At 75.5% G+C, this 22,012-nt stretch carries 19 protein-coding genes; 10 read left to right on the forward strand and 9 right to left on the reverse strand.

The annotated features are described in order from the left end of the window. Window positions 1–7: 7 nt before the first annotated feature. From ACSUPT_RS07475 to glnA, 4 genes are all read right to left on the reverse strand, one after another. Complete coding sequence (locus ACSUPT_RS07475; RefSeq protein ID WP_399217268.1) at window positions 8–2,995, reverse strand: bifunctional [glutamine synthetase] adenylyltransferase/[glutamine synthetase]-adenylyl-L-tyrosine phosphorylase; 2,988 nt, start codon at window positions 2,993–2,995, stop codon at window positions 8–10. A gap of 232 nt (window positions 2,996–3,227) precedes the next feature. Then, entirely contained in the window at window positions 3,228–3,839 is a 612-nt protein-coding gene (locus tag ACSUPT_RS07480; RefSeq protein ID WP_436943796.1) for a dihydrofolate reductase family protein, read from the reverse strand. A 101-nt stretch (window positions 3,840–3,940) separates the two neighbouring features. Then, window positions 3,941–4,597 carry a CAP domain-containing protein gene (locus ACSUPT_RS07485; protein WP_351967320.1) on the reverse strand — a complete coding sequence of 219 codons (657 nt, stop codon included), beginning with the start codon at window positions 4,595–4,597 and terminating at the stop codon, window positions 3,941–3,943. 319 nt (window positions 4,598–4,916) lie between these two features. Continuing rightward, window positions 4,917–6,278, reverse strand: coding sequence for a type I glutamate--ammonia ligase (gene glnA / locus ACSUPT_RS07490; RefSeq protein ID WP_351967321.1), 1,362 nt, complete (start codon window positions 6,276–6,278; stop codon window positions 4,917–4,919). 189 nt (window positions 6,279–6,467) lie between these two features. Between glnA and ACSUPT_RS07495 the strand changes: the two genes are divergently transcribed. The 5 genes from ACSUPT_RS07495 (at window position 6,468) to ACSUPT_RS07515 (ending at window position 10,445) form a co-directional block, all read left to right on the forward strand. Further along, a complete protein-coding gene (locus ACSUPT_RS07495; RefSeq protein WP_351967322.1) occupies window positions 6,468–7,649 on the forward strand; it encodes a PP2C family protein-serine/threonine phosphatase in 1,182 nt (393 codons plus the stop codon). A 169-nt stretch (window positions 7,650–7,818) separates the two neighbouring features. Further along, complete coding sequence (locus ACSUPT_RS07500; protein WP_436943799.1) at window positions 7,819–8,223, forward strand: hypothetical protein; 405 nt, start codon at window positions 7,819–7,821, stop codon at window positions 8,221–8,223. 103 nt (window positions 8,224–8,326) lie between these two features. Beyond that, the gene (locus ACSUPT_RS07505; RefSeq protein ID WP_361660436.1) at window positions 8,327–8,986 is read left to right on the forward strand and encodes a DUF3105 domain-containing protein; all 660 of its coding nucleotides are present in this window, start codon (window positions 8,327–8,329) and stop codon (window positions 8,984–8,986) included. A gap of 104 nt (window positions 8,987–9,090) precedes the next feature. Then, window positions 9,091–9,834 carry a DUF305 domain-containing protein gene (locus ACSUPT_RS07510; protein WP_365730245.1) on the forward strand — a complete coding sequence of 248 codons (744 nt, stop codon included), beginning with the start codon at window positions 9,091–9,093 and terminating at the stop codon, window positions 9,832–9,834. A 191-nt stretch (window positions 9,835–10,025) separates the two neighbouring features. Then, window positions 10,026–10,445 carry a CBS domain-containing protein gene (locus ACSUPT_RS07515; RefSeq protein ID WP_351967326.1) on the forward strand — a complete coding sequence of 140 codons (420 nt, stop codon included), beginning with the start codon at window positions 10,026–10,028 and terminating at the stop codon, window positions 10,443–10,445. Between the two features lie 118 nt (window positions 10,446–10,563). Here the strand turns inward: ACSUPT_RS07515 and ACSUPT_RS07520 are convergent, their stop codons facing one another. Further along, window positions 10,564–11,445 (reverse strand): alpha/beta hydrolase, encoded by an 882-nt coding sequence (locus ACSUPT_RS07520; protein WP_436943802.1) that lies wholly within the window; start codon window positions 11,443–11,445, stop codon window positions 10,564–10,566. Continuing rightward, window positions 11,442–12,059, reverse strand: coding sequence for a DUF998 domain-containing protein (locus tag ACSUPT_RS07525; protein WP_436946181.1), 618 nt, complete (start codon window positions 12,057–12,059; stop codon window positions 11,442–11,444). The genes ACSUPT_RS07520 and ACSUPT_RS07525 overlap by 4 nt, the downstream gene beginning before the upstream one ends. A gap of 274 nt (window positions 12,060–12,333) precedes the next feature. Between ACSUPT_RS07525 and ACSUPT_RS07530 the strand changes: the two genes are divergently transcribed. The 3 genes from ACSUPT_RS07530 (at window position 12,334) to ACSUPT_RS07540 (ending at window position 16,588) form a co-directional block, all read left to right on the forward strand. Further along, on the forward strand, window positions 12,334–12,798 hold the full coding sequence (locus ACSUPT_RS07530; RefSeq protein WP_351967328.1) for a hypothetical protein: 465 nt from the start codon (window positions 12,334–12,336) through the stop codon (window positions 12,796–12,798). Between the two features lie 261 nt (window positions 12,799–13,059). Next, window positions 13,060–14,694 carry a multicopper oxidase family protein gene (locus tag ACSUPT_RS07535; protein WP_436946182.1) on the forward strand — a complete coding sequence of 545 codons (1,635 nt, stop codon included), beginning with the start codon at window positions 13,060–13,062 and terminating at the stop codon, window positions 14,692–14,694. A gap of 127 nt (window positions 14,695–14,821) precedes the next feature. Further along, window positions 14,822–16,588, forward strand: a complete 1,767-nt coding sequence (locus ACSUPT_RS07540; RefSeq protein ID WP_436943804.1) for an NAD+ synthase — start codon at window positions 14,822–14,824, stop codon at window positions 16,586–16,588. A 72-nt stretch (window positions 16,589–16,660) separates the two neighbouring features. Here the strand turns inward: ACSUPT_RS07540 and ACSUPT_RS07545 are convergent, their stop codons facing one another. Next, window positions 16,661–17,668, reverse strand: a complete 1,008-nt coding sequence (locus tag ACSUPT_RS07545) for an endonuclease/exonuclease/phosphatase family protein (RefSeq protein WP_399217259.1) — start codon at window positions 17,666–17,668, stop codon at window positions 16,661–16,663. A 256-nt stretch (window positions 17,669–17,924) separates the two neighbouring features. After that, window positions 17,925–19,559 carry an MFS transporter gene (locus tag ACSUPT_RS07550; RefSeq protein ID WP_436943806.1) on the reverse strand — a complete coding sequence of 545 codons (1,635 nt, stop codon included), beginning with the start codon at window positions 19,557–19,559 and terminating at the stop codon, window positions 17,925–17,927. A gap of 229 nt (window positions 19,560–19,788) precedes the next feature. On the opposite strand from ACSUPT_RS07550, the gene panB reads away from it, so the two are divergent. Together panB and ACSUPT_RS07560 are read left to right on the forward strand one after the other, a co-directional pair. Continuing rightward, window positions 19,789–20,688 carry a 3-methyl-2-oxobutanoate hydroxymethyltransferase gene (panB, locus tag ACSUPT_RS07555; protein ID WP_351967332.1) on the forward strand — a complete coding sequence of 300 codons (900 nt, stop codon included), beginning with the start codon at window positions 19,789–19,791 and terminating at the stop codon, window positions 20,686–20,688. 221 nt (window positions 20,689–20,909) lie between these two features. Further along, window positions 20,910–21,716, forward strand: coding sequence for a site-2 protease family protein (locus ACSUPT_RS07560; RefSeq protein ID WP_436943808.1), 807 nt, complete (start codon window positions 20,910–20,912; stop codon window positions 21,714–21,716). Between the two features lie 30 nt (window positions 21,717–21,746). On the opposite strand, the gene ACSUPT_RS07565 is transcribed toward ACSUPT_RS07560, so the two are convergent. Next, complete coding sequence (locus tag ACSUPT_RS07565; RefSeq protein ID WP_351967334.1) at window positions 21,747–21,974, reverse strand: hypothetical protein; 228 nt, start codon at window positions 21,972–21,974, stop codon at window positions 21,747–21,749. Between the last annotated feature and the right edge of the window lie 38 nt (window positions 21,975–22,012).

Here is a 22,012-nt window from a genome sequence, read left to right on the forward strand (position 1 = left end):
GTGGGGTTCACGCCCCGTAGAACAGCTCCTCCACCACGGCGCGGGCGCGGCGCGTCGTACGGCGGTAGTCGTCCACCATCTCGCCCGCGTGACCGGGCCCGTACCCCAGGTAGCGGCCGACGGCGGCCAGTTCGCGGGCGCCCGCGGGGAAGGTGTCGCCGGCCCGGCCCCGTACGAGCATCACGCCGTTGCGGACGCGGGTCGCGAGCACCCACGCCTCGTCCAGGGTCCGCGCGTCGTGCTCGCCGATCAGCCCGGCGTCGCGCGCGGCGGCCAGCGCGGCGCGGGTCCTGGTGGTGCGCAGGCCCGGCACCTCGTGGCCGTGGCGCAGCTGCATCAGCTGCACGGTCCACTCCACGTCGGACAGGCCGCCGCGGCCCAGTTTGGTGTGGAGGGTCGGGTCGGCGCCGCGGGGCAGCCGCTCGTTCTCCATGCGGGCCTTGAGGCGGCGGATCTCCCGTACGGCGGCGTCGTCGAGGCCCTTCGCCGGGTACCGCAGCGGGTCGACCAGTTCGATGAACCGGCGGCCGAGGTCGGTGTCGCCCGCCATTGGCTCGGCCCGCAGCAGGGCCTGGCTCTCCCAGCCGTGGGACCAGCGCCGGTAGTACGCCTCGTACGACTTGAGGGTGCGCACCAGGGGTCCGCTGCGGCCCTCGGGGCGCAGGTCGGCGTCGATCAGCAGCGGCGGGTCGGCGGTCGGCAGCTGCAGCAGGCGGCGCATCTCGGCGACGACCCGGTTCGCGGCGCGGGCGGCCTCCTGCTCGTCCACGCCGTCGCGCGGCTCGTGGACGAACAGCACGTCGGCGTCGGAGCCGTAGCCCAGCTCGTGGCCGCCGAAGCGGCCCATGCCGATGACGGCGAAGCGGGTGGGGAGCGTCTCGCCCCACTCGGCGCGGACGGCGGCCCGCAGGGCGCCCGCGACGGTCGCCGCGTTCAGGTCCGTGACCGCCTGCCCCACCCGGTCCACGAGGGCGCCCGCGTCGGCGTGGGCGGGCTCCTCCTCGGTGCCGTACGAGGCGATGATGTCGGCCGCGGCGGTGCGGAACAGCTCGCGGCGGCGCACCCCGCGGGCGGCGGCGACGGCCTGCTCGGGGGTGTCGGCGCGGCCGACCGCCGCGAGGATCTCCGGCTCCAGGTGCCGTCGCCCGCGCGGCTCCAGGCCCTCGCGCGCGCCCAGGATGGCGACCGCCTCGGGGGCGCGCAGCAGCAGATCGGGGGCGAGGCGCCCGGCGGACAGGACGCGGGCCAGGTTCTCGGCGGCGGCGCCCTCGTCGCGCAGCAGCCGCAGGTACCAGGGGGTCGCGCCGAGCGCGTCGGACACCTTGCGGAAGCCGAGCAGCCCCGCGTCGGGGTCGGCGGAGTCCGCGAACCAGCCGAGCAGCACCGGCAGCAGCGTCCGCTGGATGGCGGCCTTGCGGCTGACGCCGGACGACAGGGCCTCCAGGTGGCGCAGGGCGGCGGCCGGGTCGGCGTAGCCGAGGGCTTCGAGCCGCTGCCAGGCCGCCTCGGGGCTGAGCCGGATCTCGCCGGGGGCGAGCTGGGCGACGGCGTCGAGGAGGGGCCGGTAGAACAGCTTCTCGTGGAGGCGCCGCACGACCGACGCGTGCCGCTTCCACTCCCGGTTGAGCTCCGCGACCGGGTCGGTGCGGATGCCGAGCGACCGGCCGAGGCGGCGCAGGTCCTCCTCGCCCTCCGGGACGAGGTGGGTGCGGCGCAGCCGGTGGAGCTGGATGCGGTGCTCCATGGCCCGCAGGAAGCGGTAGGCGGCGTCCAGCTGCGCGGCGTCGGCGCGGCCGACGTACCCGCCGGCGGCGAGCGCGGCGAGCGCGTCGAGGGTGGTGCCGCTGCGGAGGGTGGCGTCGCTGCGGCCGTGGACGAGCTGGAGGAGCTGGACGGCGAACTCCACGTCGCGCAGCCCGCCCGGGCCGAGCTTCAGCTCGCGCTCCAGGTGGGCGGGCGGGATGTTGTCGACGACGCGGCGGCGCATCTTCTGCACGTCGGTGACGAAGTTCTCCCGCTCGGCGGCCTGCCACACCATCGGGGACAGGGCGTCCACGTAGGCGGCGCCCAGCTCCGGGTCCCCGGCGACGGGGCGGGCCTTGAGCAGGGCCTGGAACTCCCAGGTCTTCGCCCAGCGCTGGTAGTAGGCGACATGGCTGGACAGGGTGCGCACGAGGGGGCCGTTGCGGCCCTCGGGGCGGAGGTTGGCGTCGACGGGCCAGATGGCGCCCTCGACGGTGGTCTCGGAGCAGATCCGCATGAGATGGGAGGCGAGGCGGGTCGCGGCCTGGAGGGCGTCGCGCTCCTCGGTGCCGTCGGCGGCCTCGGCGACGAAGATGACGTCGACGTCGGAGACGTAGTTCAGCTCGTGGCCGCCGCACTTGCCCATCGCGATCACGGCGAGCCGGCAGCGGGCGGCGTCGTCGGGGGCGGCGGCCCCGGCGATGGCGAGCGCGGCGCGGAGCGTCGCCGTGGCGAGGTCGGCCAGCTCGGCGGCGGTCTGCGCGACGTCGGTGGTGCCGCACACGTCGCGGGCGGCGATGCCCAGGAGGCAGCGGCGGTAGGCGACGCGCAGCGCGACCGGATCGCCGGCGGCGGCGAGGTCCCGCTCGAACTCCGCGACACCGGGGTGGAGGTCGGCCGCCTCGTACGTGACGAGGGCCCGCCAGTCCAGCGGGTGGCGCGCCAGGTGGTCGCCGAGCGCCTCGGACGCGCCCAGCACGCCGAGGAGGCGGTCCCGCAGGGGCTTGGCGGTGACCAGCGTGGACAGCAGCTCCTGCGGCCCTTCGGGCTGGGCCTCCGCGAGCCGCACGAGGCCGCGCAGGGCGAGGTCGGGGTCGGCGGTGGCGCCGAGGGCGTCGAGGAGGACGGGGTGGGAGCGCACGGGGGCGAGCGCCGGGCCTTCGAGGAGCCGTTCGGCGGCGGACGGGTCGGTGAAGCCGTGCCGCAGCAGCCGTGTGAAGGTGCTGCTCCTACGCCCCGGCGCCGTCGTCATGTCGGCCTCTCCCTCCACCCGTACACGCTGCGTCCGAGCCTATCGGCCCGGTCGGCCCGTGCGCGGAGGGCGTGGGGGCGTGGGGGCGTGGGCTCCGCGTCCCGGTCGGCCCGTGCGCGGAGGGCGTCGCGGCGGGGGCTCCGCGTGCGCGGCGGACCCGGCGGATGGCTGCCGGTACGCGGCGGGGGCTGGGGCGGCTCCCCGTACAGGGCGGGCGCCGGGGCGGGGTGGCTCAGCGGACGGTGCGGTACCGCAGGTGGGTGACGTCCGGGGCGTCCACCACCCGGTCCTTCACCAGGCGCAGGGCGGGGTCGACGCCGTCGAAGAGGCGGACGCCGTCGCCCAGCAGGACGGGCACCACGTGCAGCTCCAGCTCGTCGACGAGCCCGGCGTTGAGGTATTCGCGCACGGTGTGGGCGCCGCCGCTGATCTGCACGTCCTTGCCGCTCGCCACGGCCAGCGCCTGGTCGAGCGCGGCGTGGACGCCGTCGGTGACGTAGGTGAAGACGGTGCCCTCGCGGACCCAGGCGTCGCGTGCGCTGGTCGTCAGCACGAACACCGGCGCCCGGAACGGCGGCGGGTCGGGCCAGGCCCGCTCGCCCTCGTCGAACATGCGGCGGCCCATGACGTACGCCCCGGCGCGGTCGAAGATCTCCGAGACGACCAGGCCGGACCGCCCGGTCTCCCCGCCGCCGAGCCCGTGCCGGTCACGCCACGCCTCGACGCCGTACAGCCACTCGTGGAGCCGCTCGCCGCCGTCCCCGAGGGGGTTGCCCGGCCCGGCGTGCGGCCCGGCGACGTACCCGTCCAGGGAGATCCCGAGACTCGCGAAGACCTTGCTCATCCCCCCATGCTGACCCGCCCCCGCCCCACCCGCACCGCGACGGAGCCCGGCGGGGAGCCCGGCACCGGGAGGTCCGCCGCGGAGGGCGGCGGGGATCGCGACTACCTCTGGCAGCTGCCGAACGTCACCACGTAGGTGGCCGCTCCGCTCTTGCCGTCATCGGCGCGGTACGCGGACCCGCCGCGCGCCTGGACACCGAAGTGCGTGTGCTCCGGATCGCGGATGACCCGGTCGTGGCCCTGGGTGCTCACGTTCAGCCACCAGTGGACGGCCGACCTCGGCGTGCCGCCCGATCCCCACCCGGCGTAGAGGATCTCGTAGCCCTTCCACGACCTGCCGCCCGCGCAGTACCCGGCCGCCTGGATCCGCTTGATGATCTGCTGGCTGCCTGTGCCCGAGACCCTCGGGTCGGCGTGCGGATCGCTCCGCCCCCACCACTTCTGTTCCAGTGAGGCCAGCAGATGCGCGCGCGCCGCCGCCCTCAGCTCGGCGGACTCCTCGACCTCCCGGAGCCCGAGCCGCTGCCGCTCCTTGTTGAGGAGGCACATCGTCGCGACGATGTGGAAGAGGACCCCGTAGCCGAAGCGGCCCGGCTCACGGGCGGGCGATGTGTCGTAGTACCGCGGGTGCGCGTCGATCTGGCGGCAGTACTCCTGGGCGGCGGCCGGCGGCGCGGTCATCGGGACGAGGGTCACCGCCAGGGCACCCGCCACGGCGAGGGAGACAGCGGATCTGCACCGCGGAGTCCGAATCCTCATGGGGTCTCCTCCCTTTCGTACGCGCCGACGCACGAGGCCTGCGGCGAAGTCGACGCAGTCGTGCATCGGCAGGGGCGTCGGGGATTCGAGAGGGCCGGCGCCCTCAAGGAGGCGGGGCGCTCGCGGCCGAGTGCGAAGAAGGGGCACTCCAGGCCCCGGCCGGCGCGTACCACCGGGCCGGGACCACTTCAGGATGCCCTCGGCGGCCGAGGTACGCCATTCGTGGAACGCGGCCCGGCACAGGGCCTCCGAAACGGCTCCGGGCCGGCGGCGAGTGCCGCCGGCCCGGAGCCGTTTCCCGATACCGCCCTGCCCGCGGCTACAGCACCGGCAGGTTCTTGCGGAGTTCGAAGGCGGTGACCTCGGAGCGGTACTCCTCCCACTCCTGCTTCTTGTTGCGGAGGAAGAAGTCGAAGACGTGCTCGCCGAGGGTCTCCGCGACCAGTTCGCTGCGCTCCATCAGGGAGATGGCCTCGCCCAGGTTCTGCGGGAGGGGTTCGATGCCCATCGCGCGGCGTTCGCCGTCGGAGAGGGCCCACACGTCGTCGTCGGCGCCGGGGCCGAGCTCGTAGTTCTCCTCGATGCCGCGCAGGCCGGCCGCGAGGAGGACGGCGTACGCCAGGTACGGGTTGCAGCCCGAGTCGAGGGAGCGGACCTCGATGCGGGACGAGCCGGTCTTGCCGGGCTTGTACATGGGGACGCGGATCAGCGCGGAGCGGTTGTTGTGGCCCCAGCAGATGTACGAGGGGGCCTCGCCGCCCGAGCCGGCGGTGCGGGTGGAGCCGCCCCAGATGCGCTTGTACGAGTTGACCCACTGGTTGGTGACGGCGGAGATCTCCGCGGCGTGCCGCAGCAGGCCCGCGATGAAGGAGCGGCCGACCTTGGACAGCTGGTACTCGGCGCCGGACTCGTAGAAGGCGTTGCGGTCGCCCTCGAAGAGGGAGAGGTGGGTGTGCATGCCCGAGCCCGGGTACTCCGAGAACGGCTTCGGCATGAACGTGGCCTGCACGCCCTGCTCCAGCGCGACCTGCTTCATGACCAGGCGGAACGTCATGATGTTGTCGGCGGTCGACAGGGCGTCGGCGTAGCGCAGGTCGATCTCCTGCTGGCCGGGGGCGCCCTCGTGGTGGGAGAACTCCACGGAGATGCCCATGGACTCCAGCATGGTGATGGCCTGGCGGCGGAAGTCCATGCCGACGTTCTGCGGGGTGTGGTCGAAGTAGCCGGAGCTGTCGGCGGGCGTGGGGCGGCTGCCGTCGACGGGCTTGTCCTTGAGCAGGAAGAACTCGATCTCGGGGTGGGTGTAGAAGGTGAAGCCGAGGTCGGAGGTCTTGGCGAGGATGCGCTTGAGGACATAGCGCGGGTCGGCGAAGGACGGGGAGCCGTCGGGCATGAGGATGTCGCAGAACATCCGGGCCGTGCCGGGCGACTCGGCGCGCCAGGGCAGGATCTGGAAGGTGGCCGGGTCCGGCTTGGCGATCATGTCGGACTCGTAGACGCGGGCGAAGCCCTCGATGGCGGACCCGTCGAAGCCGATGCCCTCGTCGAAGGCCTGCTCCAGTTCGGCGGGGGCGACGGCCACCGACTTGAGGAAGCCGAGCACGTCGGTGAACCACAGGCGCACGAAGCGGATGTCGCGCTCCTCGAGGGTTCGGAGCACAAATTCCTGCTGCTTGTCCATTTCCACACCCATCCTCGCTGATCAGGGCCAGCATGCCACCACACGGTTTCGTGCGCGTTGCGAACCCATAGTGCCCGCCTGGGTGTGGCGTACGTAACGCCAGGGGCGGCGGTGCGGGCCCGGGGGGCGGGTGGCGCGTACGGCGGTGTGCGCGGGGCGGGCCGCCGTGGGTTCGCGCAGACTGACCCTATGGACCGAGTCCCCAGGGAACTGCCCGGCGCCAGCGCCCCCGGCTGGCTGCGCGCACTGCCCTGGGCGGTGCTGGCGGCGGTGCTGGCCGGGCAGCTCCTGACGCCGGAGACGGTGCAGCTGGGCTTCGCGTTCGCCGTGGTGCCGCCGCTGGCGTCGCTGGCGTACGGGATGCTCGGCACGGCCCTGGTGTCGGTCGTCCTCATGGGGCTGCTGGCCCTGCCGAAGGTGCGCGCCGAGCATCTGAGCCCCGGCGACCTGCTGGCGCTGGGGCTGATCGGGGCGGTGAGCGTGCTGCTGGCGTGGGCGCGGCAGCGGCGCGAGGCGCAGCTGGTGACGGTGCGGACGGTCGCGGAGGCCGCGCAGTACGCGGTGCTGCCGCCGGTGCCGCCGCGCGTGGGGCCGGTGCGGTGCGGGGCGCTGTACCGGGCGGCGGTGCGCACGGCGCTGGTGGGCGGCGATCTGTACGACGTGCAGCCCGGCCCGTACGGGGTGCGGGCGATCGTGGCGGACGTGAAGGGGCACGGGCTCTCGGCGGTGTCGACGGTGGCGGCGCTGCTCGGCACCTTCCGGGAGGCCGTACTGGACGAGCCGGAGCTGACCGGGGTGGCCGCGCGGCTGGACCGGCGGCTGGTCGTGGACTCCTCGCGGCAGGCCGAGACGGAGCTGTTCGCCACGGCGGTGCTGGTGGAGTTCCCGGAAGAGGTCGTGCAGGCCGGCGGGCCGGGCGGGGACGGGGCGCGGGGCGGGGACGGCCGGGAGGATGGCGAGGGCGGCGAGGGCGGGCAGGGTGGCCGGGGCAGGGGTGCGGGGTCGGGGCCCGAGGTGGTGGCGCGGGTGCTGAGCTGCGGGCACCCGCCGCCGGTCGTCGTGACGCGCGCCGGGGGCAGCGAGGTGGAGCTGGAGTCCTGTCCGCCGCTCGGCCTGGGCGTGATGGAGTTCGCGGCGCCCGAGCCCGTCTCCGTACGGCTGGACCCGTCGTGCGTGCTGCTGGTGTACACGGACGGGGTGACGGAGGCGCGCGACGCGGACGGCGCGTTCTACCCGCTGTGCGAGCGGCTGCGGCCGGAACTCGACCCCGTGGCGCTGGTGCGGTGGGTGTGGCGGGACGTGTCCGCGTACACGGGTGAGATCGCCGACGACGTGGCGCTGCTCGCGCTGCGGGTGAACCCCGGCGGCTGAACGCCCGCAAGCGGCGGATGCGGTGCGGGTGCCGGACGCGGTGCCGGGTGCCGGGGGCGGTGCGGGGTGCCAGGGGGTGGCCGGGTCCCGGGGGTGGCCGATTACCATCACGCCCATGGAGGGCCTGCGGCTCATACGCGACACGCGCCCCGCGCGCATCGTGCGTCCCATGGCCCTGTTGAGCGCCGTGGCGACGCTCCTCGCCGCGCTGTACCTCTGCACCGGGCCCGCGGGCCACTCGGCGGGGCTCGGGGCGCACCCCGGCGGGGGCGGCGGCACCGCGTACGCCGCCGGGCACGCGACACCCGCGGGCGCGGCCGCGGTGGCGGATCCGCTGCCGTCCGACCCGGCGGGCGCGGTCTGGAGCCGGTTCGGCTGCCCGTACGAGGACCGCGAGTGCGGCCTCTTCCCGCCGCTGAACCCGGCGGTGCTGACCGTCCCGCCGCCGGACCCGCCGCTGTACGCCGACGGGCTCGCGCCGCTCGGGCCCGCGACCGGCGCGGTGCGGCCGGACGGCACACGCGCCCCGCCGCGCGCCCCCGACCTGCACGTCCTCCAGGTGCTGCGGACCTGACGGGCGGTGCGGCACGGCCTCGTGCCGGCTCCCCCTCGTCAGTTCCCACCGCGCTCCCGCGTACCCGCGACGGAGCGCTCTTCCCGAAGGACATCGATTCACCATGGCCGCCAACCGTTCCTCGTCCGCCGACCGCCGGGCCCGGATAGAGCAGATGCGCAAGGCCGAGCAGGCCCGCGAGCGCCGCACCCGCGTCCTCACGCTGACGCTGAGCGGCGCCGTCGTCGCCGGTCTCGTCGGCTTCGGCGCGTACGTGCTCAACGAGGAGTCGCAGGAGAAGCAGCAGCAGGAGGCCCTCGCGAAGGCCCCCGTCAAGGGCGAGAAGAGCTGGGACGCGAAGAAGCTGGGCCGCGACCACGTGACGCAGACCGTGGCGTACCCGATGAAGCCGCCGGTCGGCGGTGACCACCACCAGGTGTGGATGGACTGCGACGGCTCCGTCTACAAGGAGCCCGTCCCCGAGGTGAACGCCGTCCACTCGCTGGAGCACGGCGCGGTGTGGGTCACGTACAACGACAAGGCGCCGAAGGACGCGGTCGAGACGCTGGAGAAGAAGGTCGCCCGGACGCCGTACACGATGATGAGCCCGGTCAAGGACCAGGCGGGCGCGATCATGCTGTCGGCGTGGGGCAAGCAGGTCACCGTGGACAGCGCGGACGACCCGCGGGTCAACCAGTTCTTCAGCAAGTACGTGCAGGGACCGCAGACGCCCGAGCCGGGCGCGGCGTGCACCGGCGGGCTGAACGGGATGGCGGAGAAGTGACCTCCCGTACGGAGCCGGAGGCCGGACCGGGGCCCTCGGGGTCCGGTCCGGTGGCCGGCGAGGACGAAGGGGCCGGGGTGGCCGGCGGCGGTGAAGGGGCCGGGGTGGCCACCCGTACGGGCCCCGGCGGCCGGACGCTGTGGTTCGCGGCGGGCGCGGTGCTCCTCGCGCTGCTGTTCGCCGGCTGGGCCACGCTCACGGCGCTGGGCCGGGACGGCGCCGGGTCCTCGGCGTCGGCGGGCGCGGTACCGGGCGACGGGTCGGCGGACGCCGGGTTCGCCCGGGACATGTCGGTGCACCACCAGCAGGCGGTGGAGATGTCGTTCATCGTGCGGGACCGCACGCGGGACGACGAGGTGCGCCGCCTGGCGTACGACATCGCCAACACCCAGGCCAACCAGCGCGGCATGATGCTGGGCTGGCTCGACCTGTGGGGCCTGCCGAAGACCGCGCCGGACCGCGAGCCGATGTCCTGGATGGGCGCCGGCCACGGCTCCTCGCACGGCGGCGGCCACGGCTCGTCGCACGGCGCGAGCGAGGGCGGCGGCCACGGCGGCGGCCACGGGGCCGGTGCGGGGACCGACGGCGGGGCGCTGATGCCCGGCATGGCCACCAAGGCCGAGCTGGAGCGGCTGCGTACGGCCGAGGGCGTCGCCGCCGAGGTGCTGTACCTCCAGCTGATGATCGACCACCACAAGGGCGGGGTCGCCATGGCGCAGGGCTGCGTGGACGCGTGCCGCGTGGACGTGCAGCGGAACCTCGCGCAGGGCATGGTCGACGCCCAGCAGTCGGAGATCGACCTGATGACCGACCTGCTGGCGAAGCGCGGCGCGAAGCCGCGCGGCTGACCCGCTCCGGCCGCCGCGCCCACCGCGGCCGCCGCCTCCCGGGGGGGGTCGCGGTGGGCACCGGCCGGTCGCCGCGGCCCCCGGCCGGCCGGGACGCGGGTGGCCGCCAGCGGTCGCGGGGGCAGGTGGGCGCGTCCAGAATGGAGGGGCTCGGGGAGACCACGTATGCCCTTTACGGAGGTACGCGCCTCATGACCACCGCCCGAGACATCATGCACCCCGGGGCCCACTGGATTCCCGCCCACGAGACCCTGGACCGCGCCGCGCAGCTGATGCGCGAGCACAACGTGGGCGCCCTGCCCATCGCCGACGAGAACGAGCGGCTCTGCGGCATCGTCACGGACCGTGACATCGTCGTCAAGTGCGTCGCGGCGGGCCATGACCCGTCCCGTGTGACCTGCGGCGACATCGCCGAGGGCACCCCCCGCTGGATCGACGCCAACGCGGACGTGAACCAGGTGCTCCAGGAGATGCGGGGCCACCGGATCAAGCGCCTCCCGGTCATCGAGAACAAGCGGCTGGTCGGCATCATCAGCGAGGCCGACGTCGCCCGGCACCTGCCCGACGACCAGGTCGCCGAGTTCGCCCAGGGCGTCTACGCGCGCGCCTGACCCCGCACCCGCGCATCCGCCCGCCCGCCCGGTCCCGCCGGACGCCCCGTCCCACCGGACGCCCAGTCCGCCGGACACCCCGTCCCACCGGACACGCGGCCTCAGCGGGCCGGCCGTCTCAGCGGACCGCGCCACCTCGGCGGACCGGCGGGTGGAGGACCGCCTCGGCGACCGCGCCGGGGCGGTCCAGCATGATCAGGTGCCCCGCGTCCGGTACGAGGGTGAAGCGGGCGTCCAGCGCGGCGGCGAGCGCCCGCTGGCGGGCCGTCCACCGGTCGGTGCCGTCCGGCGAGTCCGGGGCCGCCAGCACGGTCACCGGCAGCGCCCGGGGCAGCGGGTGCCGGGCGCGCAGGGCGAGGAGCCCGGCGGCGACGGCCCGGTAGTGGGCGTTCTCCAGCAGGGCGCCCTCCAGGACCCTGCGGCCCCGGTAGCAGCGGCGTACGGACTCGGGGCGGGCCGGGTCCGGCGCGTACCCCGCACGGGAGAGGCGGACCAGCGCGCGGCGGGCGTACGGCCCGAGCGCGGCCGGCACGCCCGCGGCGGTGAGCACCGCCCCGCCGGCCCGCGCCGCGGCCGTGCGCAGGGCGGCGCCGCGCGGACCCGGCATCCGGGCGGCCTCCTCCACGGAGGCGTCGGCCAGGACCAGCCCGGCCGCACGCGCCGGGTACAGCCGCGCGAACGCCTCCGCGTGGAACCCGGCGAGGGAGTGCCCGACGACGGTCACCCGCTCGCCGCCCATGCCGAGCGCGTCCAGCAGGGCCGCGATCCGGTGCGCCTCGCCCCGCGCGGTGGGCGCCGTGCGGGCGGGGCCGCTCAGCCCGTGGCCCGGCCGGTCGAAGCGGACGACCGTGCGGTGGGGGGCCAGCAGCGGCACGACCGGATCCCAGTCGAACCAGCACAGCGCGAGCCCGGCGCTCAGCACGCACACCGGCCCCGAGCCCTCGACGACCACGTGGTGGGGCACGCCGCCGATCCGTACGAACCGGCCGTGTCCGCTCACGGCCGCGGCCCCGGCGCGGTCCGGGCGGCCCGCAGGCTCCACGCCAGGAGCAGCAGCCACACCGCGACCAGCAGCAGCTGCGCGCGCTGGCCCGCGCCGAGCGCCCAGTGGCCGCGCCCCGCCTCGAACGCGGCGACCGCCACGAGCGTCCACGCGGTGGCGGCCAGCTCCAGGACGACGAGGACGGGCCCGGTGCGGGCGAGGGGCGGCCACCAGCCGTAGCGGCGGGCGGCGACGGTCAGCGCGACGACCGCCGTGACGGCGCCGGCCATCGCGAGGCCGGAACTCACGGCGTGGGCGGCGTGGGTGAACGGGACCAGGCCGGCGTCCTCGCGGGCCTGGCACGCGGTGTCGGCGGTGGGCGCGCAGCTGAGCGGCAGCCGCGAGTCGGCGGCGGTGGCCGCGCCGAACAGGGCGAGCGCCGCCCACCCGGCGGCCGCCCAGAAGCGGCGCCGGGCCGCCACGAGGGCGGGCAGGGCGGCGGCCAGCAGCAGGAGCCCGGCCACCAGGTCGGCGGTGCGGAACAGGGCGCCCAGCGGCTGGTCGGTGGCGGCCAGTTCGCTGACGTACGACTGGACGGGGTCGAGGCCGGTGGCGAGCGGCAGTTCGAGCAGCCAGACGCTGTAGGCGAGGGCGCCGAGCGCGACGAGGACGGCCCGGAACCGCCCGAAGGGGCCGGGCGCCGCGGGAGACCCGGACGGCCCGGACGAGGTGGGGACCCCTCCGCCGTCGAGCGCCCCGCCGCCCCGCGCCCCGCCGTCGCGTGCGCCGCCGTCGAGCGCCCCGCCGCCCCGCGCCGCACCGTCGCGTGCGCCCCCGGCCCGCACCCTGCCGTCCCCGCGCCGGGCGGCCGGCCTGGCGGTACCCCGGAGGGGTAGGCTGCGGAGCATGGTCGCCAGGGTGAGCGTGCGGCGTGCCGGGGGCACGTCGCGGTACGGGCAGCTCGTGCTGCTCGCCGCCCTGCTGTTCGGCATCGTGACGATGCACACGTGGGGCCATCCTTCGGAGCATGCGGGTGCGCGTTCGGTGGCGGCGCCCGCCCACGGCACGGCGTACCCGGAATCGGAGCCCTCCGGGCACGCGGCCGCGCACGGGGCCCCGGCGCCTGACGCCCCTGAAGACGCGCCGCTGAGCGGTTTGGATGCGACCGCGGTGTGCCTGGCCCTGATCGGTTCGGCAGGGGCGGGCCTCGCCGGGCTGGGCGCGCTGCGGCTGCTGCGGCGCGGTCGTCGTACCGTACGCGCTCCGGGTGCGCGCTCCGCCGCCGGGTGGGTACCCGGCGCCTCGTGGCACCCGCCCCCGCCGCCGCCCCTGCGCGTGGCCCTCGCGGAACTCTCGGTGCTGCGGATCTAGGCACGGCGCGGCACGGCGCCCCGCCGTGCCCCTCCGCTCCCCCGGCGCGCCCTCACGGCGCCCGGCATGCCAGTGATTCGCACCACTTCACACCGATACGAGGTGTTCTTCGTCATGCGTGACTTCCGCACACCCATGTCCGGATCCACGCCCGGGTCCCGGGCTGTGTCCGGGTCCGGGTCCGACTCCGGGTCCCGGACCGGCGGCCCGGCCCCGGAGCCGGGCCGCGCCGCCTCCGCGCCCCCGTCCCGCCGCGCGCTCATCGGCGCGGGGCTCGCCGTCGCCGGCACGGCGGCGCTGTCCGCCTGTTCGGGCTCCGGCGGCGGGTCCCCGCACGCCGGGCACGGGGCGTCGGCCTCCCCCGCCGGGTTCGTCGCGCCCGACGGCCCGGAGGTCGCGGCCGCCGAGGCGGCGCGCGGCGGCGGCCCGGTCCGCACCGTCCGGGTCACCGCCACGCCCGCCACGCTGGACCTGGGCGGTGGCCGCACCGTGCGCTCCTGGGCGTACGACGGGGAGCTGCCCGGCAAGGAGGTGCGGGTCACGGCGGGCGACACGCTGGCGCTGACGCTCGCCAACCACCTGCCGCAGGCGACGTCCCTGCACTGGCACGGCCTGGCGCTGCGCAACGACATGGACGGGGTGCCGGGCCTGACGCAGCGGGAGATCGCGCCCGGCACGGAGTTCGCGTACCGGTTCGCCGTACCGCATCCGGGCACGTACTGGTTCCACCCGCACTCGGGCACCCAGCAGGACCGGGGCCTGTACGCGCCGCTGATCGTGGAGGACCCGAAGGAGCCGCTGGCGTACGACGCGGAGTGGGTCGTCGTGCTGGACGACTGGCTGGACGGCGTGGACGGCTCCACACCGGACGCCGTGCTGGCCGAGCTGAGCCGCGGCATGGGCGGCGGCCACGGGGGCGGCCACGGCGGCGGGCACGAGGGCCACTCGGCGGGCGGCGCGAGCGGGTCCGGCGGCTCGTCCGGCGGCCACGCGGGCCATCAGGGCCACGAGACGGCCCCTTCCCCCGCGCCCGCCGCGCCGTCGTCGCCCGCGGCGACGGGCGGGCCGTCCCGGATGATGATGGGCGCCACCAGCGAGCTGCTGGGCGGCGACGCGGGCGATGTGGCCTATCCGTACTACCTGGTCAACGGCCGTACGCCGGAGGCGCCCTCGGAGTTCCGCGCCAAGCCGGGCGACCGGGTCAGGCTGCGGATCGTCAACGCGGGCGGCGACACCGCGTTCCGCGTGGCGCTCGGCGGCCACCGGATGACGGTGACCCACACGGACGGCTTCCCGGTGCGGCCCGTGGAGACGGGGGCGCTGCTGATCGGGATGGGCGAGCGGTACGACGCGGTGGTCACCGTACGGGACGGGGTGTTCCCGCTGGTGGCCGCGGCCGAGGGCAAGAAGGCCGCGGCGCTGGCCGTGCTGCGGACCGGCGCGGGCGCGGCGCCCGCCGCGGGTGTCCGCCCGGCGGAGCTGGCCGGGCCGGTGCTCACCGCCGCGCGGCTGAGGGCGGCCGAGCAGGTGGCGCTCGAGCCCCGCACCCCGGACCGCACGCTGCCGATCCGGCTGACCGGCGGGATGGCCGCGTACGACTGGGCGTTCGACGGGAAGCCGTACACGGCGGACCAGCGGCACCCGGTGGAGGCGGGCGAGCGGGTGCGGCTGGTGTTCACCAACGCGACGGAGATGTGGCATCCGCTGCATCTGCACGGCCACACGTTCGCGCTGGGCGGCCCCGGCGGGGCGCGCAAGGACACGGCGGTGATCCTGCCCGGCGAGCGGCTGGCCGTGGAGTTCGACGCCGGCAATCCGGGGCTGTGGATGCTGCACTGCCACAACGTCTACCACGCGGAGGCGGGCATGATGACGGTCCTCGGCTACCGGAGGTAGACCCCGCGCGGCCATGGCGCGGCGGCCCGTCGGAGCCCCCGGCTCCGGGCCGCCGCGCCCCTGCGGGGACGGGCTTCCGGACGCCCCCGCAGGACATAGCGTCGATTTGACGATTACACTGGGCGGCGTGCCTCAACTACGCCTCGCCCTGAACCAGATCGACTCGACCGTCGGCGACCTCGCCGGGAACGCCGAGGCGATCGTGCACTGGACCCGGCACGCCGCCGAGCAGGGAGCGCACCTGATCGCGTTCCCCGAGATGGCGCTGACCGGTTACCCCGTCGAGGACCTGGCCCTGCGGTCGTCGTTCGTGGAGGCGTCGCGCGCCGGGCTGCGCGCGCTGGCCGCCCGGCTCGCCGCCGAGGGGTTCGGCCACCTGCCGGTGATCGTCGGCTATCTGGACCGCTCCGAGCGCGCCCAGCCCCGGTACGGGCAGCCCGCCGGGGCCCCGCAGAACGCCGCGGCCGTGCTGCACGGCGGCGAGGTGGTGCTGACGTTCGCCAAGCACCACCTGCCGAACTACGGCGTGTTCGACGAGTTCCGGTACTTCGTGCCGGGCGACACGCTGCCGGTCCTGCGGGTCCACGGCGTCGACGTGGCGCTGGCGATCTGCGAGGACCTGTGGCAGGACGGCGGCCGCGTCCCCGCCGCCCGCAGCGCCGGCGCGGGACTGCTGGTCTCGATCAACGCCTCGCCGTACGAGCGGAACAAGGACGACACGCGTCTGGAGCTGGTCCGCAAGCGCGCCCAGGAGGCCGGCTGCGTCACCGCGTACCTGGCGATGATCGGCGGCCAGGACGAGCTGGTCTTCGACGGCGACTCCATCGTGGTCGACGCGCACGGCGAGGTCGTCGCGCGCGCCCCGCAGTTCGCCGAGGGCAGCGTCGTCCTCGACCTCGACCTGCCGGCGGCGTCCGCCGAGCCGGTGACCGGCGTGGTCGACGACGGGCTGCGGATCGAGCGGGTGGTGCTGTCCGAGGAGCCGCTCCCGGCGTACGAGCCGGAGCTGGCCGGCGGCTACGCGGACCGGCTGGACGACGACGAGGAGGTGTACTCGGCGCTGGTCGTGGGCCTGCGCGCGTACGTCGCCAAGAACGGCTTCCGGTCGGTGCTGGTCGGCCTGTCGGGCGGCATCGACTCGGCGCTGGTCGCCGCGATCGCCTGCGACGCGCTGGGCGCGGCGAACGTGTACGGCGTGTCGATGCCGTCGCGGTACTCGTCGGAGCACTCCAGGTCCGACGCGGCCGAGCTGGCGCGGCGTACCGGGCTGAACTTCCGCACCGTGCCGATCGAGCCCATGTTCGACGCCTACATGGGGTCGCTGGGGCTGACCGGGCTCGCCGAGGAGAACCTCCAGTCGCGGCTGCGCGGCACGCTGCTGATGGCGCTGTCGAACCAGGAGGGCCACATCGTCCTCGCGCCGGGCAACAAGTCCGAGCTGGCGGTGGGCTACTCGACGCTGTACGGCGACTCGGTGGGCGCGTACGGGCCGATCAAGGACGTCTACAAGACGACGGTCTTCCGCCTGGCGCGGTGGCGCAACCGGGTCGCCGAGGAGCGGGGCCAGACCCCGCCGATCCCGGAGAACTCGATCACGAAGCCGCCCAGCGCCGAGCTGCGGCCCGGCCAGGTCGACACGGACTCGCTGCCCGACTACGACGTCCTCGACCGCATCCTGGAGCTGTACGTGGACCGGGACCAGGGCAAGGACGCGATCGTCGCGACGGGCTTCGACGAGGAGCTGGTGGCGCGGACCCTGCGGATGGTGGACGTCGCCGAGTACAAGCGGCGCCAGTACCCGCCGGGTACGAAGATCTCCGCGAAGGGCTTCGGCAAGGACCGCCGGCTGCCCATCACCAACCACTGGCGCGAGTCGACCGCGACGCGCCCCTGACGGCACGCGGAAGGGGGGCGCCCACCGGGTCCGGTGGGCGCCCCCCTGCCCGTACCGCTCGGCCGGCCGGGCTCAGAAGGTGACGCGGGCGGCGATCGGCAGGTGGTCGCTGTCGGTGCGCGGCAGGGACCAGGAGGCGACCGGTTCGACGCCCCGGACGAGGATCTGGTCGATCCGGGCCATCGGGAACGCGGCCGGCCAGCTGAAGCCCATGCCGTCGCCCGCGGCGCCCTGCGTGGAGCGCATCTGGGAGGTGACGGCGTTCAGCGACCGGTCGTTCATGGTGCCGTTGAGGTCGCCGAGGAGGATCACCCGGCGGTTGGGCTCGGCGGCGATGGCCTCGCCCAGCTGGTCGGCGCTGCGGTCGCGCTGGTTGGCGGTGAACCCGGCGTGCAGCTTGACCCGCACGGACGGCAGGTGCGCCACGTACACGGCGACGGGCCCCTGCGGCGCGCTCACCGTGGCCCGCATGGCGCGGGTCCAGCCCAGGCGGATGTCCACGGGGCGGGAGTCGTCCAGCGGGTACCGGCTCCACAGGCCGACCGTGCCGCGCACCGAGTGGTACGGGTACGCGTCGGCCAGCGCCCGCTCGTACACGGGCACCATCGCGGGCTTCAGCTCCACCAGCGCCACCACGTCGGCACGGGACGCGGCGACCGCCGAGGCGGTGCCCTCGGGGTCCGGGTTGTCGGCGTTCACGTTGTGCGAGACGACCATGAGGTCGCCGCCGGGCCCGTTCTTGTCGGTGACCAGCCCGCCGAACAGGTTCAGCCACACGACGGCCGGGAGGAGCACGGCGATCAGCGCGGTCGCCGAGCGGCGCAGCAGCGCGAGCCCGGCGAGCAGCGGCACGAGCAGGCCGAACCAGGGCAGGAACGTCTCGATGAGGCTGCCGAGGTTGCCGATGTCGTTCGGGATGTGGCGGTGGAGGACCATCAGGCCCGCGAGCAGGACCGCGGCGGCGGCCACGACCGCGCCGCGCCGCCAGATGCCGGGGTCGCGCCGCCAGCGGGCGGCCGTCGACCGGACCCGGGACCCCGCGCGCCGTTCCTCCGCGGCGCCGTTCCCCGTCTCCGTCATACCGTCCACCCGCGCCATTCCGTCGTCCTCACCTGCTGCTGGTCCCTTCCCGTGCCGGACCCCGACCCTAGGGGATGGCCAGGGGTCGCGGCAGGGCCGTACTGCCTGAGGGACGACGGGGGTCGCGGCGGGGGTTCCGGGGGACGGGCCCGAGGGGCGGGTTGTGACGAAACGCGCACAGTCGCGCCCGTCCCGCCGCAGGTCAGCGGGGTCGCGGAGATGGCACGGACCGGTCCGCGGGCCCCCGGGACACGGCCTAGCGGCCGACCGACTGGCGCGGGCCGTCCTCCGGCGCGCGGTCCGGGCCGCCGTCGCGGGCCGGGCGGCGGCCCGGCAGGAACGCGGCGACCACCGCGGCGCCCACCGCCGCGACCGCGGCCGCGCACAGGGCGGTGACGTGCATCGCCGACAGGAACGCGGCGTGCGCCGGTGCGACCAGCGCGTCACCCGCCGGGCCGAGGTGCCGAGCGGCGGCGAGGGTGGCCTCCACGGACTCGCCCGCCGCCGCCCGCGCGCCCGGCGGCACGGCGTCGAGGTGCCCCTCGATGCCGCCCCGGTACACGGCCGACAGCAGCGATCCGAGCACGGCGACCCCGAGCGCCCCGCCGACCTGCCGGAACGTGTTGTTCACCGCCGACCCGGTGCCGGCCTTCTCCCGCGGCAGCGACTGCATCACGGCGACCGTCACGGGCGGCATGACGTGCGCCATGCCGGCGCCCTGCGCGAACAGCACCAGCTCCACCGCCCACACCGGCGTGTCCGTGTCGAACCCGGCGAACGCGGCCAGGCACGCGGCGACCACCAGCAGCCCCGCCGCGCACACCGCGCGCGCCCCGAACCGGCGTACGACCAGCCGGGAGCGCGGCGCGAACAGCAGTTGCGTCACCGCCAGCGGCAGCAGCAGGAGACCGGCCTCCAGGGGGCTGAAGCCGCGCACCGACTGGAGGTAGAAGACCGACACGAAGGTCACGCCCATGAGGGCGAAGAAGACCAGCGCGATTCCGCCCACCGCCGCCGAGAAGGCGGGCGCGCGGAAGTAGGACATGTCCAGCGCGGGGTGCGGGGTGCGCCGCTCGTGGACGACGAACCCGGCCAGCACCAGCGCCCCGCCGGCCACGGGCAGCAGGACGGTCGGGTCGGTCAGGTCGGCCAGCTCTCCGCCCCGGATGATCCCGAACACCAGCAGGACCAGGCCGACGATCGACAGGGCGACGCCGAGCGGGTCGACCCGTCCGGGCGCGGGATCGCGGGACTCGGGCACCAGCAGTGCCACGGCCGCCAGGGACACGGCGACGACCGGCACGTTCACCAGGAAGATCGAGCCCCACCAGAAGTGTTCGAGCAGCAGCCCGCCCACGACCGGGCCGACCGCGATGGCCACGCCGACCGCGCCGACCCACACGCCGATGGCGCGCGGCTGCTCGTCCCGTTCGAAGACGTTCATGAGGATGGCGAGCGTGGCGGGCATCACGAACGCCGCGCCGAAGCCCATCACTCCCCGGTAGGCGACCAGTTCGACCGGTGAGTCGGCGAACGCGGCCAGCGCGGAGGCGACCCCGAAGACGGCCGTGCCGAACAGCAGCGTCCGGCGGCGGCCGATCCGGTCGCCGAGCAGCCCCGCCGTGAACAGCAGCCCCGCGAAGACCAGGGCGTACGCGTTGATCGCCCACTCCAGCTGGCTCTGCGTCGCGCCGATCCCGACGGGCGGCGGGCTCGCGACGGTCTTCACCGCCACGTTCAGCACCGAGTTGTCCAGCACCACGAACAGCAGGCTCAGCATCAGCACCGCGAGGATCGCCCAGCGCCGCCGGTGCACCTCGGGCGGCACCTCCGGCGTGCCGCGCGGCGGCGCCTGGGGCGGGCCGTGCGGCGGGGGCGGGGACCGGTCCATGGGCTCACCGTAGGCCGCGTCCCGGGGCGGTGCCGCGTCCTGCTACTCCGCCCGCGCCGCCCCGCCCGCCGCACCGGCCCCGCCCGGCACCGGCCCGTGCGGGCGGCCCGCGCCCGCACGGGCACGCCGGCCGCTCCCCCACTTCCCCCCGCGCGGCACGAAGTGCCACCATGGACATGGTCCGGGGACGCCGTCAGGGCGCCTCGAGATGACGAAGGAGCCGTTTCACATGACGCTTCAGCCTGCCCCGAAACAGTCCGGCGACACCGGCCCCGGCGCGAGCGGGGGGCAGAGCGCCGCGAACCCGAAGGCGCTGTACGGCGGCAAGGGCAACCGCCGCGTCACCGTCCACGACATCGCCGCCGCCAAGGAGCGCGGCGAGAAGTGGCCGATGCTCACCGCGTACGACGCGATGACGGCGTCCGTGTTCGACGAGGCCGGCATCCCGGTCCTCCTCGTCGGGGACTCCATGGGCAACTGCCACCTCGGCTACGACACCACCGTCCCGGTCACCATGGACGAGATGGCCCTGCTGTCCGCCGCCGTCGTACGGGGCACCAAGCGCGCCCTGGTCGTCGGCGACCTGCCGTTCGGCTCGTACCAGGAAGGCCCCGTGCAGGCCCTGCGGTCGGCGACGCGGCTGGTGAAGGAGTCCGGGGTCGGCGCGGTCAAGCTGGAGGGCGGCGAGCGCTCGCTGCCCCAGACGCGGATGCTGGTCCAGGCGGGCATCCCGGTGATGTCCCACCTCGGCCTGACCCCGCAGTCCGTGAACACGATGGGCTACCGGGTGCAGGGGCGCGCCGACGAGGACGCGCACCGGCTGCTGCGGGACGCCAAGGCCGCGCAGGACGCGGGCGCGTTCGCGGTCGTCCTGGAGCTCGTACCGGCCGAGCTGGCCGCCGAGGTGACCCGGTCGCTGCACATCCCGACGATCGGCATCGGCGCGGGCCCCGACACGGACGCGCAGGTCCTCGTGTGGACCGACATGGCCGGGCTGACCGGCGGCAAGGTGCCGCGGTTCACCAAGCAGTACGCCGATCTGCGCCGCACGCTGGGCGACGCGGCCCAGGCGTTCGGGCGGGACGTGGCGGGCGGGGCGTTCCCCGCCGAGGAGCACACCTTCCACTAGCCGCCCGGCTCCAGAGCCACCGCGGTACGGACGACGGCCCGCCGACTTCCCCCATCGGCGGGCCGTCGGCCTTCCCCGGCCGGTGGTGCGGGGGGCCGCGCCGTCCGGGGGTGTCCGGCGGCGCGCGGCGGGTAGGTTCCCGTCCCGGTCCCGCGGCCCGGTCCCGGAACCCGTCCCGGGCCGGTGGGGGGGCCGGTCGAGAACGAGGAGGAGGTCCGCCCGTGGCCGTCGTCGCGTCCCGCCGGGTCAGCCCCGTGTTCCTGGGCATCGCCGCCGTCACCGCAGCCGCGGGCTGGGCGGTGTGGGGCGCGTCGGGCATCGGGCTGGCCGTCGCGTTGTTCCTGTTCGTCACCGGCGCGTGGATCGTGTCGCTGTGCCTCCACGAGTACGCGCACGCCGTCACCGCGCTGCGCGGCGGTGACCGGACCGTGGCGGACAAGGGCTATCTGACGCTGAACCCGCTGCGCTACACCCATCCCGTGCTGAGCGTGCTGCTGCCGGTGCTGTTCCTGGTGATGGGCGGGATCGGGCTGCCCGGCGGGGCGGTGTTCATCGAGCGGCACCGCATCCCGGGGCGGCTGCGGCACAGCCTGGTCTCGGCGGCGGGCCCGCTCACCAACGTGCTGTTCGCCCTCGTGTGCACGGCGCCGTTCTGGCTGGGCGCGCTGGACGGCGTGCCGGTCGGGTTTCGGTTCGCGCTGGGGTTCGTGGCGCTGCTCCAGGTGACCGCGGCCCTGCTGAACGCCCTGCCGGTGCCGGGGCTCGACGGGTACGGGGTGCTGGAGCCGTGGCTGTCGGAGCGGGCGCGGCGGGCCGTCGAGCCGTTCGCGCCGTACGGGCTGATCGCGGTGTTCGTGCTGCTGCTGGCGCCGGAGGTGAACCAGGTGTTCTTCGGCCTGGTCGACGGGGTGCTGGGGGCGCTGGGCGTCGGCGAGGTGGAGACGTACTGCGGGCGCGACCTCTACCGCTTCTGGCAGGCGGCCGACCCGACGTGCGGGTATCTGGCGGACGCGGGCGTCACCCGGTGACCCCGCGGCCCCCGGCGCGCGGCGCGGGCGTCAGCCTCGGGCCTGGCGGGAGCGGCGCCAGTAGTACCAGCTCATGTTGGAGGAGACACCGGCGAGCAGGACCCAGATGACGCCGAGCCACCAGGGGCCCCGGACGAAGGAGACCACGGCCGCCGCCGTCGCGAGGACGCAGACGACGAGCGAGTAGAGGGCGAGGCGGGGCATGGGGGTCTGCTCCTGTCCGGTACGGGCGGGTCGTGCCCGTCCAGTGTCCCCCATGCGCCCCGGTGTCCCGCCCGGCGGCCCCGCACGCCCCG

This window comes from Streptomyces sp. SudanB25_2051, assembly GCF_964272635.1.
In the GTDB taxonomy this organism is placed as follows: Bacteria; Actinomycetota; Actinomycetes; order Streptomycetales; family Streptomycetaceae; genus Streptomyces.